Raw genomic sequence first — 15,478 nt, forward strand, 5'->3', positions numbered from 1 at the left:
GAATCTGGTTCTAACAATGGAACCAAAGGAGGCCTACCCTCAAGAAAAAAGCGTTCGGGTTCAGATGGGGCTGGCCGATGCAGTGCATAAGGGTGGGAGTGATCGGGGCAGGCGGCGTCGCCCAGGTCGAGCACATTCCGAACCTGCTCAAGCTGCACCGGCAGTTCAAGATCCTTGGCGTCTACGATCCGTCGCGAAAAGTCCGCGCTTTCGTCGCACAGGAATTCGGCCTCGAAACATTTTCCGATCTCGACGCGCTGCTCGCCATGCCGCTTGACGCCGTGGTCATCGCCTCGCCGGATGCGCTGCACCGCGAACAGAGCCTCGCTGCCTTTGCCAGGGGCCTGCATGTCTTCTGCGAAAAGCCGCTTTGCTACGGCGCGCAGGACATCGACGAATTGATCGCCGCGAGGGATCGCGCCGGAAAGGTCCTCCAGGTCGGCTATATGAAGCGTTTCGACCCGAGCTACGAGGCGGCGCTGACCATGCTGCCTGGCACGGCGCGGACACTTCGCTCCGTTTCGGTCGAGGTCAACGATCCCGACGCCTGGCCCTTCATCCGGCACGCCTCCACTTGCCGGGGTGACGACGTCGCGCCGGAACTGATTGCCTCGACCGAAGCCAGGCAGCGCGAGCAGGTCGACCGCGCGGTGCCCGGGATCGACGATCCCCACGCCTTTCGCGGCTTTGTCGGCGCCTATTCCTCGTCGATCGTGCACGACGTCAACGCCGTCCATGGCTTGCTCGATGCGCTCGGCGTCGCCGATGGCGAAATCGTCGGTGCCTCGCTCTTCGCCAAAGGCGAAGCTGGCCAGGGCACTGTCCGGCTGCTCGGCGGCCAGGCATTGTGGACCATGGTGCATATCGCCACTCCGGGCCTGCCCGATTACCGCGAGCGCATCACGCTCCATTTCGACGACGCCTCGCTCGAACTGGAATTTCCCTCGCCCTATCTCAACCACCAGCCGACGCGGCTGACCGTCCGCACCGGCGACGGCCACACGCTTTCCAGCCGCGACATCCGCAGCGGCTATGAAGAGGCTTTCGTCGAGGAGCTGAAGGGTTTCTGGTCGGCAATCGTCGAGGGTACGCCGGTGCGCAACACCGCCGAGCATGCGCGCCGCGACATGACGCTGCTGGCTGGGCTGACCCGCCACCACCTCGCCCAATCGAAGCAATCAGGAGTTCGCCCGTGACGGTTCGCATCGGCATCAATCCGATCACCTGGACCAATGACGACGTGCCGGAACTCGGCGGCGATACGCCGCTTGAAGTCTGCCTCAGCGAAACCAGGCAGGCCGGCTATGCCGGCACCGAACTTGGCGGCAAGTTTCCGCGCCGCTCGGCCGAGCTGAAGCCGATCATGGACCGCTATGGCCTCGCGGTGATTTCCGGCTGGTATGATGGCCGCTGCGACGAGAAGGACGTCAGCGCGGAAATGGATGCGATCACGCCGCATCTCCAGCTCTTGAAGGATATGGGCTCTACCCATGTCGTCTATGCCGACACCTCGCGCGGGCGCCACAACGCCATCTGGGGACCGATCTCGCAACGCCCGGCCCTGAGCCCGGAAGAATGGCCGGCCTATGGCCGCAAGCTGACGGCACTCGCCGAAAGGATGGCGGATTTCGGCGTGCGCATGGCCTTTCATCATCATATGGGAACCATCGTCGAGACCGATGCCGAGGTTGGCCTGCTGATGCGGCATACCGGCGAGGCGGTCGGTCTGCTCTACGACACCGGCCATTCGATCTTCTCGGGCGGCGACCCGCTCGCCCTGATCAAGGCGCAGGTCAAACGCGTCGTGCATGTGCATTGCAAGGACGCGCGCAAACCCGTGCTCGAGCGTGCCCGCGCCGAGGACATGAGTTTCATGGGCGCCGTCATGGAAGGGATCTTCACCGTCCCTGGCGACGGCTTCATCGACTATCCCGCCATTTTGCGCGTGCTGGCCGATAATGGTTACAGCGGCTGGCTGGTCGTCGAGGCCGAGCAGGACCCCAACAAGGCCAACCCGCTGACCTATGCGACGATGGGATTTAAGAACCTGTCGCGCATGGCGAGGCAAGCCGGATTTACCGTCATGGAATGATCGAGGCCACTGTTCGGCCTCCAGGGAACCAGTGCTGAGGAATGAAACTGGAAAAGGTGTGTTGAGATTCAGGTCAGGTCGAGCCGAAAATGACGGCTTTCGAGAACCGGAGCGGAGCGGACATTAGGTCCGTGAGCACCGGAAGCGGAGAAAGCTGCCATTTGCAGGCCGGCATCAGCTGAATATCAACACAGCTTAAAGGGGCAACTGGACTGCCGACCGTAATTGCGGCGGCGGAAAACAAACAGGAGGTTGTTATGTCTGTGCTTGCGAAATTAATAAAGCCTGCGCTCGGCCTGCTGGCCGGCTTCACGATGATGGCGGCGGCCACGACCCTTGCGGCCGCCGACCAAACGCGGGTGGTGTTCGTCACCCATGGCCAGAGCGGCGATCCCTACTGGTCGGTCGTCAAGAACGGCATGGACGATGCCGCCAAGACGCTCGGCGTCAAGGCCGAATATCTGGCGCCCGAAACCTTCGACATGGCCAAGATGGGGCAAATGATCGACGCCATCGCGGCCTCGAAGCCCGACGGCTTGGTCGTCTCGATCCCCGACGCGGCCGCCCTTACAACTCCGGTCAAGAACGCCGTCGCCGCCGGCATCCCGGTGATCGTCATCGATTCCGGCGGCTCGAAGCTCACCCACGACCTTGGCGGCCTGCTGTTCATGGGGCAGGATGAATTCCAGGCGGGCGTCATGGCTGGCGAGCGCATCAAGGCGCTCGGCCTCACCAAGGCGGTCTGCGCCAACCACGAGGTCGGCAATTCGAGCCTCGACGACCGCTGCGCCGGCTTCGCCAAGGGTCTGGGCGTCGACGTGCCGGTGATGAACGGCGTCATCGACCCGACCGAAATGAAGAACCGCGTGATCGCCTACATGACCGCTCATGCCGATACACAATTCATCCTCGCCGTCGGCGCCAGCGGCGCCGAACCGACGCTGGCCGCGCTTGATGAATTGGGCCTGTCGGGCAAGGTGAAGACCGGCACGTTCGATCTTTCGCCCACGATCCTGCAGGCCGTCGTCGGCGGCAAGATGGAATGGGGCATCGACGCCCAGCAATATGCCATGGGCTATATCCCGGTCGCGATGTTCGATCTCTGGAAGAAGTACAAGATCATGCCGATCGCCGACTATCCGACCGGCCCAGGCTTCGTCACGAAGGACACCGCCGCCTCGGTCATCGAGCTGTCGAAACAAGGCAAGCGCTAACACAGACGGCCGGGTCCCGCCCCGGCCGTTTCATCAGAGCAATTCCAGGAAAAGTGTGAACGGTTTTCCGTCCGGAATTGCGTCAAGGCAAGGAGATAGTCCTGTTCGGCGTTTCCGTGAAACGGTGAACGGCTCTATGTGAAGGGCAAGCAGCCATGGTTTCAGAGATTCGCGACGAGCGGGTCCGGTCCGTCTCACGCCTCAGCCGCCTGCTGAGCAGGCCGGAGCTTGGCGCGGCCGCCGGCACCGTGCTGGTCTTCGTGTTCTTCGCCATCACGGCGGGAAACACGGGACTGTTCAGCGCCAAGGGCATCGTCAACTTCCTCGAAGTCTCGGCCCAGCTTGGCATTCTCGCCGCACCCGTGGCCTTGCTGATGATCGCCGGCGAGTTCGATCTGTCGGTCGGCTCGATGATCGGTTTTGCCGGCATCCTCATCGCCATCCCCGCCGTGTTCTGGGGCTGGCCGATCTGGCTTTCGCTGCTGTTCACCTTCGCCGTCTGCGGCGGCATTGGCGCTCTGAACGGACTCGCCGTCGTCAGGACCGGACTGCCCTCCTTCATCGTGACGCTTGGCAGCCTGTTCATGCTGCGCGGCCTCACTCTTGGCCTCACGCGCGGCATTTCAGGGCGGACCCAGGTGTCGGGCGTGCACGAGCTGGCGCAGAACGATCCGCTCAACAGCCTGTTCTCTGGCCAGGTCTTCTCAGGCGTGATCGCCTGGTTGGCCGACCTCGGCCTGATCGGCAAGCGGGCGGACGGAATGCCGTCGATATCAGGCATTCCGGTGTCGATCGTGTGGTGGATCGTGCTGACACTGGCCTGCACCTGGCTCTTGACGCGGAGCCGCTTCGGCAACTGGATTTTCGCCGCCGGCGGCGAAGCCAATGCCGCGCGCAATCTCGGCGTGCCGGTGGCGCGCACCAAGATCACGCTGTTCGTCATGACGGCACTCGCGGCCGCCCTGTTCGCGGCGATCCAGGTACTGGTCACCGGCTCCGCCGACACGCTGCGCGGCACGCAAAAGGAATTCGAGGCCATCATCGCCGTCGTCATCGGCGGCACGCTGCTCACCGGTGGCTACGGGTCAGCCATCGGCGCCATGTTCGGCGCCCTCATCTTCGGCGTGGTTCAGATGGGCATCTTCTACACCGGCATCGACACCGACTGGTTCAAGCTGTTCATGGGCGCCATGATGGTCATCGCGGTACTGTTCAACAGCTATGTGCGCAACCGCGCCATGAGGAGCCGGTGATGGCCGAGCCCTATGTCGAACTGAAATCGGTCAGCAAATATTTCGGCTCAGTCGTGGCGCTGAAGGACGTGTCCTTCGATGTCTGCCCCGGCGAGGTGCATTGCCTGCTCGGCGACAATGGCGCCGGCAAGTCGACGCTGATCAAGACCCTGTCGGGCGTCTACACGCCGGACGAAGGCGAAATCCGCGTGCAGGGCAAGCCGACGCGGTTCGCCTCGCCCGCCGATACGCGCGACAGCGGCATCGCGACCGTCTACCAGGACCTGGCGCTGGTGCCGCTGATGAGCGTGGCGCGCAACTTCTTCCTCGGGCGAGAGCCGATGCGCAAATTCGGGCCGATCAGCCAGTTCGACGCCGAATTCGCCAACCGCACCGCCTATGACGAAATGTCGGCGATGGGCATCCAACTGCGCGACCCCGAACAGCCGGTCGGCACGCTGTCGGGCGGTGAACGGCAATGCCTGGCTATAGCGCGCGCCGTCTATTTCGGCGCCAAGGTGCTGATCCTGGACGAGCCGACCTCGGCGCTGGGTGTCCACCAGGCATCGGTGGTGCTGAAGCTCATCGTGCAGTCCAAGGCGCGCGGCATCGGCGTCATCTTCATTTCCCACAACGTCCATCACGCCTATGTCGTCGGCGACCGCTTCACGCTGTTGAAGCGAGGTCGGAGCACCGGCACCTACGCCAAGGGCGAAATCACCCGCGACCAGCTGCTCAACCTGATGGCAGGCGGCAAGGAACTGGTGGATCTTGAGCAGGAACTGGCCAAATCGGCCAGGAGCAGCCCGGCCTAGGGCGCGGCGCCGATCGGATCCGTGTGGCTGACCAGTCTGGCCGCTACGCATCGGTATCGGCGGCGCCGCGAATCTGTGCTAAGCCGCCGCCCAATCAACAAGAGGACGACAGCAGTGAGCGAACTGACCGTGGCCGAGGCGACCGAGAATATCTATGCATCGCTTCGGGCGGACAATGCCGACATCGACGCACATATCGCGACACTCAAGGCCGCGCTGACACGCGAGGGGATGAAACAGGCTGTGTTCGATCCGGCCAAATTGGCGCAAAATAACCGCTCGGGCCGCAAATTGATGCAGGCCTATTTTCGCCAGCGCGGCGTGAGCGTGAGTTTTTCGGACCAGTAGAATCGGAACGGCCTCGAACGGAGCATCCGCCTCTCACCTACCCCTGCGTAAGCTTGTTATTGTGCAGTGCAGCAACGATGTTGCTGCAAGTGCATTGTGCTCGGGCTTCCGCCACTCCGGCGGCTAGGATTTCGATTTGCGGAATATCTCAGATACGATCGCTCGCCTTTCGGCCATGCGAGGCAGGACGGCATTTTCCCAACAAAACCACCCCGACAGTCTGTCCGATCTCGCCGAGTTCGGATCCAATCCGGGTGCCCTGCGGGCGCGTTTGTACGCACCCGAGGACTTGCCGAGGGGAGCAGCCTTGGTTGTCGTCCTGCACGGCTGCACGCAGACCGCGGCGGGCTACGATCACAGCGCTGGCTGGTCGCGCCTGGCGGCCGAAGAAGGGTTTGCGGTGTTGTTCCCCGAACAGCAGCGAGCCAACAATGCCAATCTCTGCTTCAACTGGTTCGTGCCCGAAGATGTAACCCGCGATCGCGGTGAAGCGCTTTCCATCCGCCGGATGATCGAAGCCATGGTGACGAAGCATGGCCTGGACCGAGAGCGCATTTTCATCACCGGTCTTTCAGCGGGCGGCGCCATGGCAGCGGCAATGCTGGCAACCTATCCGGACGTGTTCGCCGGCGGCGCGATCATTGCGGGCCTTGCCTATGGCAGCGCATCGACGATTCCGGAAGCGTTCGATCGCATGCGCGGGCATGGTGGCCCGACTAAGTCGGAACTCCAGCGGCGCCTGGCGCAGGCGTCATCGCACAAAGGGCGTTGGCCGAAGATTTCGATCTGGCAGGGCACGGCCGATCGCACGGTGGCGCCGTCCAACGCGGATGCCCTTGTCGCCCAATGGCAAGGCGTTCACCGCGTCGATGCGGGCCATGGTCGAACGGAGACTGTCGACGGGCAAACGCGGCAGGTCTGGTGCGACGCCGATGGCAATGAGGTGATCGAAAAATACACCATTGCCGGCATGGGCCATGGCACCCCCTTGAACACGGTGGGACCGGACGGTTTGGGCCACGCAGCGCCGTTCATGCTGGATGTTGGAATATCGTCGACGAGACGCATGGCGGCTTTTTGGAATCTCGCAGGCGCCGATGCCCGAAGCGAGGCGACGGTTGACGCTACGGCGACGCATGCCACGGCAGCTGCGGCCTTGCGCACCTATGTTGCGCCGGAAAGGCCGAGGCCAGCGCGTGTGGAACCTGTCGAACAACCGGAGGCCGATGGTTCACGCGCCTCTGCTACAGGCGTTGGCAAGGTCATTGAAGATGCGCTTCGTGCGGCCGGCTTGATGCGCTAACCCAAGCTTCGGCAGAAAGGCCCCGCCGCCTTTCGGCAGCGAGGCCCTGTCGATCAAACTCGGTTCACGTCGCGAGCGCCGTCGCGGCCGATTTCATTCGAGCGGTAATTCTCCGCGTCCGGATCGAAGCCGGTCCAACCGTCGGCCTGGTATTCGCCACGCCGTTCCTGGAGGTTGACGGATTTAGCCTGGCCCAGGATCCTTTCGGCCGCCGGCACCAGCTGATCATCGACCCTGGCAGTGACCAGCGTGCCGCCGCGACGCACGCCCTCGGCGTAGACGTGGGCATCATTCTCGGGGATACCGGAATCGGTGAGCGCTCCGACGATGCCGCCAGCCGCGCCGCCAACCACCGCGCCGCCAACGGCTCCAACCGCAGTGGCAGCCAGCCATCCGGCAGCCACCACGGGACCAACGCCGGGAATAGCCATCAGGCCAAGTCCGGCGAGCAGTCCACCGGCACCGCCGATCGCTGCTCCCAGTCCTGCGCCGCCGGCGGCGTCATCCGCGGCCTTGGAGCCGTCATCGTCGTGCTGATTGTCGGCATTGCTGGAAACAATGCTGATATCGTCATGCGGCACACCGCTGGCTTCCAATTCACCGACGGCGTCGGAAGCATCGTCATAATTGTCGAACAGTCCGGTTACGGTCTTCATGATTTCGATCTCCTGGATCTTAGTTTCAGTTGGTGCCGGCAACGACGTTGCCCTTGTAGTCCAGCGCCACGGTGGTGTTCTTGCCGTCCTTGTTGGCCTGGCCACGCCAGATGCCCTGGTCGTCCTTGGTCAGCTTTGACACATCGGCGAAACCGGCATCCTGGATGCGGCCCTTCGCCTGGTCTTCGGTGAAGCTGTTTGCACCGGGAAGCGGAGGAGCTTGCTCGGGCTTGTCACCAACCGTGACCTTTGGCGTCTGCGAGCTTGACGACTGGGTGCCCATGGTCGCCGCGATCTTTTCGATCATCTCCTGGTGCATCTTGAGCGTCGGCACGGTCTGCTGGGCGAATGTCTTCAGCTCGACGTTGTCGCCGTCCTTGGCGTAACTCTCGAACAGCTTGACGGCATCGGCATGCGCGTCGCGCTGCATCTGCACATAGGGGCCGTCGATCGGATCCTTGCCGTTCTGCAGAGTGTCGACGTCACCCTTGTGCTTGGCATCCAGCTCCTTCGGAACCGTCAGCTTCTGCTCGCCGGCGATTGTTTCCAACTTTGCGTTGGCGGTGCCGTGATCGTCGATCATCTTGCGGGCGAAATCCTTGACGCTCTTATCCTGCACCTTGCTTTCGGCAAGCTTGCTGGAATCGACCTCGAACATGCCGCCGGCCGCGGCCTTGTCGACGAAGTCCTGTGCGCTGTCGGCGGCAAGCGCGGGCAAGGCAAAAGCCATGGCTGTAGCTGTGGCCAGTGAGGCCAGAAGTATGCGCGTTTTCATGGGAAGGATCCTTTCATGCACACATGTGCTGGGGACCTAACCTGCGCCAGTCAGCTTTGTTCCGGGCGACCGGAGATTATCCGGCGGTGGCCGGCTTTGGTTTTATCTAACGAGGGCGCGGGGCACTGAAATTGACGTGTGCGAAACTGGTTGGCGCACGATTTTTACTAACGGTCCCCTTCTTGCATTGGTATCAGCTCTGGTGGGCCTGGACCGGGAACTGGCGAAGTGGGCCGGAGACGCGCGGCACGGGATAGCAAAAGAACCGCCACTGACGAAGCCAACCCTCTGCTTCTGCTCGGCCGCCCGGCAGCGGCGATGCCGGAAATGTGTACGATCCGTTCCCTACTTGCCGGCCATCCCTCCCCTATCATTTTGACGAGCAAATCTGTCGTTCGATCGATTACGCCGTCAGCCAGGGATGGACACATGCTCACGCTTACAATCAACGGACAGTCGCGAGACGTCGATGTGCCGGAAGACATGCCGCTTCTGTGGGTGCTGCGCGACCATCTTAGCCTCGTCGGCACCAAATATGGCTGCGGCATCGCCCAATGCGGCGTGTGCACGGTGCATGTGGCCGGCAAGCCGGTCCGCTCCTGCCAGTTGACCGTCGGCGATGTCGGCACCCGCGCCATCGTCACGATAGAAGGGATCGGCAGCACGCCCAACGGCGCCAAGGTGCAGAAGGCCTGGATGGAGGCCGCGGTTCCGCAATGCGGCTATTGCCAGGCCGGCCAGATCATGTCGGCCACGGCGCTGCTGGACGCGAACCCGCAGCCCGACGATGCCGACATCGACGCCGCCATGGCGGGCAATCTCTGCCGCTGCGGGACCTATATCCGCATCCGCCGGGCCATCAAGAACGCCGCCGCCAAATCGGCCTGACCATGAAGAAAATCATCGGCATCGTCGTTGCGGTCATCGTCGTCGTCGCACTTGGTTTCGCGGGCTGGCTTTATCTCGGCCGCGATCCGATGTCCTTTGCCGGCGGCTCGACCGTGGCGTTGGCGGACTACCATGGCGCCGATGTCACCGGCGTCCCGGCTCAGCTTGCCAGCGCCGATCTGGTGAAGCGCGGCGAATATCTGACTCATGCGGCGGACTGCCAGGCCTGCCATACCGCTCCGGGCGGCGCGCCCTTTGCGGGCGGGTTCGCCTTCAACATGCCGTTCGGCACGATCTATTCGACCAACATCACGCCGGACAAGCAGACCGGCATCGGCAAGTATACTGACACCCAGTTTCTCGCGGCCGTGCACAAGGGCATTCGCGCCGACGGCGCGAAACTCTATCCCGCCATGCCCTACAGCTCCTACACCTACATGACGGATGCCGACGCGCTGGCCATCAAGGCCTATCTCTTCACGCTGGCGCCGGTGAATGCCCCGGCCAGGCAAAACCAGCTTTCCTGGCCCTTCAGCCAGCGCAGCCTGCTGGCGCTCTGGAACGTCATGTTCAATCCCGATGAACGCTTCCGCCCCAACACCAGTGAGAGCCCGCAATGGAACCGGGGCGCCTATCTTGCCGAAGCGATGGGCCATTGCGGCGACTGCCATACTCCGCGCAATTTGGCCTTTGCGCTGGACAATCATGGCAAATTCGCCGGCACCCTTACCGCCGGCTGGCGCGCTTACAACATCACCGGCGACAACGTTTCCGGCCTCGGCGACTGGAGCGACGAGGATCTCACTTCCTATCTGTCCACCGGTCATGCCAATGGTCATGGCGGCGCCGCCGGCCCGATGGGTGAAGCCGCCGACGACAGTCTGAGCTATCTCGTGCCGGACGACACCCGTGCCCTGGCGACCTATCTGCGCAGCATCCCCGCCCATGCGAGCGACCTGCCGCGCACCGTCACCACCGCAGCACCTGCCTCGTACAGGGAAGGCGTGGCGGCGGATGCCAATTCGCGGGGCGAAAAGATCTTCGCCGGCGCCTGCGCCTCCTGCCACGACTGGACCGGTGTCAGCCCGGTCACCGGCTTTGCCACGCTGACCGGCGTGCGCGCGGTGAACGACCCCAGCGCCACCAATGTGGCGCAGACCGTCATCAACGGCGTCAACCGCAAGACCACCGACGGCAGGATCTTCATGCCGGCCTTTGGCGCTGGCTATTCGGACGACGACATCGCGGCGGTGGCCAACTACGTCACCGCTCGGTTCGGCGCCAAAGGCGCTGACTTAACAGGCAAGGATGTGAGCGCTTTGCGACAGCAGGCGGCGCAGCAATCCAAGGAGGCACCCAATGGCTGACACACAGTTTGCCCAATCCGACGCCTACCTCTCGGCACTGATACGCGAGGTCCGTTCGGTGCCGCCAGCCGGGGTGTCGCTGACCATGGGACGGCGCACCTTCTTCAAGCTGGCCGGCGCAAGCGCCGCAGGGCTGGTGCTGGGGTTCCGTCTGGGAGGTACAGCGTTCGCCGCCGAAACGGCGAACGTCGATGAGCCTGATGGCAAGGACCAGGCGATGAACGCCTTCATCCGTATCGCTCCGGACAACACGATCACCATCTATTCCAAATGCCCGGAGATCGGCCAGGGCATCAAGACCTCTTTCGGCGTGATCATTGCCGACGAACTCGACGCCGACTGGAACCATGTCGTCATGGAACAGGCCGATATCAATCCCAAGGTCTATGGCAGCCAGGGCGCTGGCGGCTCGACCTCCATCCCGCATGCATGGGACCAGCTGCGCCAGGCCGGTGCCGGTGCCAAGGCGATGCTGGTCGCCGTGGCCGCCGGGCAATGGGCGGTGGATTCCTCGCAGATTACCGCCAGGGATTCCGTCTTGACCCATGCCGCCAGCGGCAGGTCCGCGACCTATGGGTCGCTTGCCGTCGCCGCCGCGAAAATGCCCGTGCCCGATCCCAAGAGCCTGAAGCTTAAGAGCCGCGCCGACTACCGCCTGATCGGCAAGCGCTATCGCGGCGTCGACGATCCCAAGGTGGTCAGCGGCCAGCCGTTGTTCGGTATCGATGTCCAGCTTCCCGGCATGGTCTATGCCACCTACACCAAATGTCCGGCTGCCGGCGGCAAGGTCAGGTCCTTCAATGCGAACGAGATCAAGGCCCTGCACGGCGTCCTCGACGCTTTCGCTGTGGACGGCACCGGCATGATGGTCGAAGTGATGCCGGGCGTCGCCATCATCGCCAGGGATACCTGGAGCGCGTTCCAGGCCAAGGACAAGCTTCAGGTGGATTGGGATCTGAGCGAAGCTTCAAGGGACTCAACGTCGCAATTCTCTGCCGAGGCCAGAAAGCAGGCGGCCAATTTCCCGCAAAAGCCCGACGACAACATCGGTGACGTCGACAAATCCTTCGCCAATGCCGCCAAGACCGTGGAGGCCTACTACGAATATCCCTTCGCCGCGCATGTGCCTCTGGAGCCGATGAACACCACCGCGCATTGGCATGACGGGGTGATGGAAATGTGGGTGCCCACCCAGCAACCCGATCGGGGCTTGCCGATAGTCGCCAAGGTGGCAGGCATTGCGCCGGAAAAAGTGGTGATGCACCAGACCCGGGTCGGTGGCGGTTTCGGGCGGCGGCTGGTCAACGACTATGCCTGCGAGGCAGCAGCCATCGCCAAAAGGGTCAAGGACCCGGTCAAGCTGCAGTGGACCCGGGAAGACGATTTCGCCCACGACTTCTACCGGCCCGCCGGTTACCACCAGTTCAAGGGCGCGATCGACAAGGGGGGCAGGCTCGACGCCTGGCAGGAACACTTCATCACCTTCACCGCCGACGGGAAGAAAGAGGCTTCAGGCGCCAACCTTACCGACAATCTGAGATACTCGATCAAGGCGCCGAACCTGCGCCGCGCCAAGACCATGTTCCCGCTGAGGATCCCCACCGGCGCCTGGCGCGCGCCGGGCGACAATGCCCAGGTCTTCGCCGCGCAAAGCTTCATGCATGAACTGTCGCTTGCATCGGGTCGCGACCATGTCGAATTCCTTCTCGACGCGGTGAACCGCGACGTGCCTGAACTGGTGCCCAAGGACAGAACCGTCAACTTCAGCCCCAGCCGGGCCACCGGCGTGATCAAGATGTGCGCCGACAAGGCTGGCTGGGGCAAGACGCTGCCGAAGGGCAGCGGACTGGGCCTGGCCTGGTGTTATTCCCATGCCGGCCATGTCGCGCAGGCGGTCGAACTCAGCGTGGACGCCAACAAGCGGATCAAGATCGCACGCATCCTGGTGGTGCTCGATGTCGGCCCGATCATCGACATGGCCGGATCCCAAGCCCAGGCGCAGGGCGCGTCGACCGACGCGCTCTCTACCGCCATGGGGCTCAAGATCAACATCGAAAATGGCCTGATACAGGAGCAGAACTACAACGCCTATCCGATCCTGCGCATGCCCTTCGCGCCGATGACCATCGATCCTTATTTCATCCAGTCGGACAATCCGCCGACCGGCATGGGCGAACCCGCCTTCCCGGCGCTGGCGCCAGCCCTTGGCAACGCCATCTTCGCCGCCACCGGAGAACGCGTGCGCCAGCTGCCATTGCGCGATCTGGGCTATTCGCTGGCGGTTTGAGGCATCAACGCTTCATGGCGGGCGCGCTACATCCGCGCCCTGGCCGAGGTGGGATCATAGGGCGAATCCGCGATGACCTCAGCGGTCTTCCATTCTCCCAGGATCGCGACGTCGAGCCTCGTGCCGGGCGTGCCGAGACGTTCCGGCAGCAGCGCCAGCGCCACATCATGTCCGAGCGTGTAGCCATAGCCGCCCGACGTGATGCGCCCGACCAGCTCGCCGCCGATGTACAGACCTTCGGAAGCGAGCGTGCTGGCGCCGTCGGTCTCTATTCTGAGCGTCACCGATCTGCGCTGATCGTTCCTCGCCTTGTATTTCAGGACCGCGTCGCGGCCGACGAAATCGCCCTTGTCGAGACGGATGAAGCGTTCAAGCCCGCTCTCCAGCGCGTTGAGCTCGGGATTCATGTCGCGATACATGGCGCGGTAGGATTTCTCCAGCCGCAGCGATTCCAGCGCATGCAGGCCGACGAGGCGCATGCCATGCTTCTCGCCCTCTCCCAGCATCGCGTCGAGCAATTGCCGCTGGTAGGCCATGGGATGATAGAGTTCCCAGCCGAGCTCGCCTTCGTAGTTGACGCGCAACAGCCGCACGTCGCTGGCAAGCGCCACGCTGCCGCTCTTCACGCCGAACCAGGGAAAGCCCGCATTCGACAGGTCGATCTCGGTCAGCGGCTGTAGAACTTCGCGTGCCTTTGGCCCAACGACCGTGAAGCAGCCGCGCTCGTTGGTGACGTTCTTCAGGCTGACGCTGCCATCGGCGGGAAGCAGTTTTGTGAGATCGTCGAAATTCCAGCGCTCGGCGCGCGGCGTCGAAATCAGGTAGAAACTATCGTCGCTAAGCCGCGCCACCATATATTCCGCCTGCACGCCACCGGCGGCGGTGAGGTGATGCGCCAGAACGGCCCGTCCGGTCGCAGGCAACCGGTTGGCGAGAATCCTGTCGAGCCAGGCGGCCGCACCTGGCCCCGACACTTCGAACTTGGTCATCGGCGTCATCTCGACCAGGCCGACGGCGTTGCGCACGGCCTGCACCTCCTCGCCGACGAACACGCCCTTTTCGGTCCAGCGCCAGCTGTACTGGTCCTTGGCCTCGACGCCCTTGGGCGCGAACCAGTTGGGCATTTCCCAGCCGTTGAGCACGCCCCAGACCGCACCCAGTTCGGTCAGCCGCGCATAGGACGGTGCGGTCTTCTGCGGTCGGGCGGCGGGCATGTCCTGTCCCGGATATTTCTGCTCCGCATGCGTGCCCCAGGCCTCGCGCACCTTTTCGCGCGTCCAGGCCTTGTTGGCGTAGTCGCCGAAGCGGCGCGGATCGAGATCGGAGATGTCGAGGCTGTTGCCGCCCTCGACGATCCGCTCCGACAGATAATAACCGATCGTGCCGCCCCACAATATGCCGCCCGGCACGCCCTCGGCCAGCCAGACATTGGGCAGGCCCCAGGCCGGTCCCATCAGGGGAAGCTCATCCGCCGTCATCTGGAAGGGGCCACGGACATTGGCCTTGATCCCGGCGCGTCCCAGCGCCGGCACGAGCTGCGTTGCCTGCTCCCAGTTCCACGACACCGCCTCGAAATCCTCTTCGACGAGATCGGCGCCGAACCAGGCTGGAACGCCATCCTCTGCAAACAGCTTGAGGTGTTCGGTGCGCTCGTAGGGCCCGAACATGAAGCCGTCGCCCTCCTCGCGCAGATAGCCTTCGAAACCCTCGTCGCGCAGGATCGGCATTTCCGCGCGTCCCTGCTTTTTGCGCTCGACGATCTCCGGCACGGGCTCGGTGATCCAGTACTGGTGCAGGATCGGGATGGCGGGGATGTCGAGGCCGAGCAGCGCGCCGGTCTGGCGCGCGTAATTGCCGGTCGCGCAGACCACATGCTCGCAGATGATGTCGCCCTTGTTCGTCTGGACCCGCCATTCGCCGCCGGCGGTTCGCTGAAAGCCGGTGACCTCGGTGTTCAGGTAAATCTTGGCGCCCAGATCCCGCGCGCCCTTGGCCATGGCATGGGTCACGTCGACCGGCGCGATGTGGCCGTCATCGGGATGATAGAGCGCGCCCAGCATCTGCTTGTTGTCGAGAAGCGGGCAGAGCGCCCTCGCCTCCGCCGGCGACAGCAAATGCGCCCGCATGCCCTGAACCTCGGCCACGCTCATATAGCTCTTGTATTCGTCGAGCCGGTCCCTGGAATTGGCAATGCGCAGCTGGCCGCATTTGTGCCAGCCGACCGGCTGCCCGGTCTCGGCCTCGAGCCCTTCATAGATCTCGATGGTCTTGTTGATCATCCGGCCAATATTGATGTTGCGGGCATAGGACGGGACGAGGCCGGCCGCATGCCAGGTCGAGCCGGCCGTCAGCTGCGTGCGTTCGAGCAGCGCGATGTCGGTCCAGCCGCGCTTCGCCAGACCGTAGAGGATGCCCGCGCCGACGCACCCGCCGCCAACAATCACCACCCGCGCATGTGTCTGCATCGACCCACCAAATCCCAGTCATTTCCCATCTGTAGC

At 63.5% G+C, this 15,478-nt stretch carries 13 protein-coding genes; 10 read left to right on the forward strand and 3 right to left on the reverse strand.

Annotated elements, in window-relative coordinates; genetic code table 11:
• Window positions 1-98: 98 nt before the first annotated feature.
• The 7 genes from D3242_RS14040 to D3242_RS14070 all read left to right on the forward strand — a co-directional run bounded on the left by D3242_RS14040 (window position 99) and on the right by D3242_RS14070 (window position 7,004).
• Entirely contained in the window at window positions 99-1,196 is a 1,098-nt protein-coding gene (locus D3242_RS14040) for a Gfo/Idh/MocA family protein (protein WP_244748378.1), read from the forward strand.
• A complete protein-coding gene (gene iolE, locus D3242_RS14045; RefSeq protein WP_019860459.1) occupies window positions 1,193-2,092 on the forward strand; it encodes a myo-inosose-2 dehydratase in 900 nt (299 codons plus the stop codon). The genes D3242_RS14040 and iolE overlap by 4 nt, the downstream gene beginning before the upstream one ends.
• A gap of 257 nt (window positions 2,093-2,349) precedes the next feature.
• Entirely contained in the window at window positions 2,350-3,306 is a 957-nt protein-coding gene (locus D3242_RS14050) for a rhizopine catabolism ABC transporter substrate-binding protein (protein ID WP_019860460.1), read from the forward strand.
• 155 nt (window positions 3,307-3,461) lie between these two features.
• Window positions 3,462-4,559, forward strand: a complete 1,098-nt coding sequence (locus tag D3242_RS14055) for an ABC transporter permease (RefSeq protein ID WP_064980456.1) — start codon at window positions 3,462-3,464, stop codon at window positions 4,557-4,559.
• On the forward strand, window positions 4,559-5,353 hold the full coding sequence (locus D3242_RS14060; RefSeq protein ID WP_019860462.1) for an ATP-binding cassette domain-containing protein: 795 nt from the start codon (window positions 4,559-4,561) through the stop codon (window positions 5,351-5,353). The genes D3242_RS14055 and D3242_RS14060 overlap by 1 nt, the downstream gene beginning before the upstream one ends.
• A gap of 114 nt (window positions 5,354-5,467) precedes the next feature.
• The gene (locus D3242_RS14065) at window positions 5,468-5,701 is read left to right on the forward strand and encodes a hypothetical protein (protein ID WP_027047260.1); all 234 of its coding nucleotides are present in this window, start codon (window positions 5,468-5,470) and stop codon (window positions 5,699-5,701) included.
• A gap of 136 nt (window positions 5,702-5,837) precedes the next feature.
• Window positions 5,838-7,004 carry an extracellular catalytic domain type 1 short-chain-length polyhydroxyalkanoate depolymerase gene (locus tag D3242_RS14070; RefSeq protein WP_064980458.1) on the forward strand — a complete coding sequence of 389 codons (1,167 nt, stop codon included), beginning with the start codon at window positions 5,838-5,840 and terminating at the stop codon, window positions 7,002-7,004.
• A gap of 53 nt (window positions 7,005-7,057) precedes the next feature.
• Here D3242_RS14070 and D3242_RS14075 read toward each other — a convergent pair whose 3' ends face one another.
• Window positions 7,058-7,660: a general stress protein gene (locus D3242_RS14075; protein WP_019860465.1), complete on the reverse strand. Its 603-nt coding sequence runs from the start codon at window positions 7,658-7,660 to the stop codon at window positions 7,058-7,060.
• Window positions 7,661-7,685: 25 nt separating this feature from the next.
• A complete protein-coding gene (locus tag D3242_RS14080; RefSeq protein ID WP_064980460.1) occupies window positions 7,686-8,435 on the reverse strand; it encodes a DUF4142 domain-containing protein in 750 nt (249 codons plus the stop codon).
• A gap of 429 nt (window positions 8,436-8,864) precedes the next feature.
• Between D3242_RS14080 and D3242_RS14085 the strand changes: the two genes are divergently transcribed.
• From D3242_RS14085 to D3242_RS14095, 3 genes are read left to right on the forward strand one after another with little or no spacing between them, the layout of a single operon-like run.
• On the forward strand, window positions 8,865-9,323 hold the full coding sequence (locus D3242_RS14085) for a (2Fe-2S)-binding protein (RefSeq protein WP_019860467.1): 459 nt from the start codon (window positions 8,865-8,867) through the stop codon (window positions 9,321-9,323).
• Window positions 9,324-9,325: 2 nt separating this feature from the next.
• Window positions 9,326-10,690 carry a c-type cytochrome gene (locus D3242_RS14090; protein WP_064980462.1) on the forward strand — a complete coding sequence of 455 codons (1,365 nt, stop codon included), beginning with the start codon at window positions 9,326-9,328 and terminating at the stop codon, window positions 10,688-10,690.
• Window positions 10,683-12,977 (forward strand): xanthine dehydrogenase family protein molybdopterin-binding subunit, encoded by a 2,295-nt coding sequence (locus D3242_RS14095; RefSeq protein WP_081295860.1) that lies wholly within the window; start codon window positions 10,683-10,685, stop codon window positions 12,975-12,977. The genes D3242_RS14090 and D3242_RS14095 overlap by 8 nt, the downstream gene beginning before the upstream one ends.
• 26 nt (window positions 12,978-13,003) lie before the next feature.
• Here D3242_RS14095 and D3242_RS14100 read toward each other — a convergent pair whose 3' ends face one another.
• Window positions 13,004-15,442 carry a GcvT family protein gene (locus D3242_RS14100; protein WP_064980464.1) on the reverse strand — a complete coding sequence of 813 codons (2,439 nt, stop codon included), beginning with the start codon at window positions 15,440-15,442 and terminating at the stop codon, window positions 13,004-13,006.
• Window positions 15,443-15,478 lie beyond the last annotated feature (36 nt).

This window comes from Mesorhizobium jarvisii, assembly GCF_003601985.1.
Taxonomy (GTDB): Bacteria; Pseudomonadota; Alphaproteobacteria; order Rhizobiales; family Rhizobiaceae; genus Mesorhizobium; species Mesorhizobium jarvisii.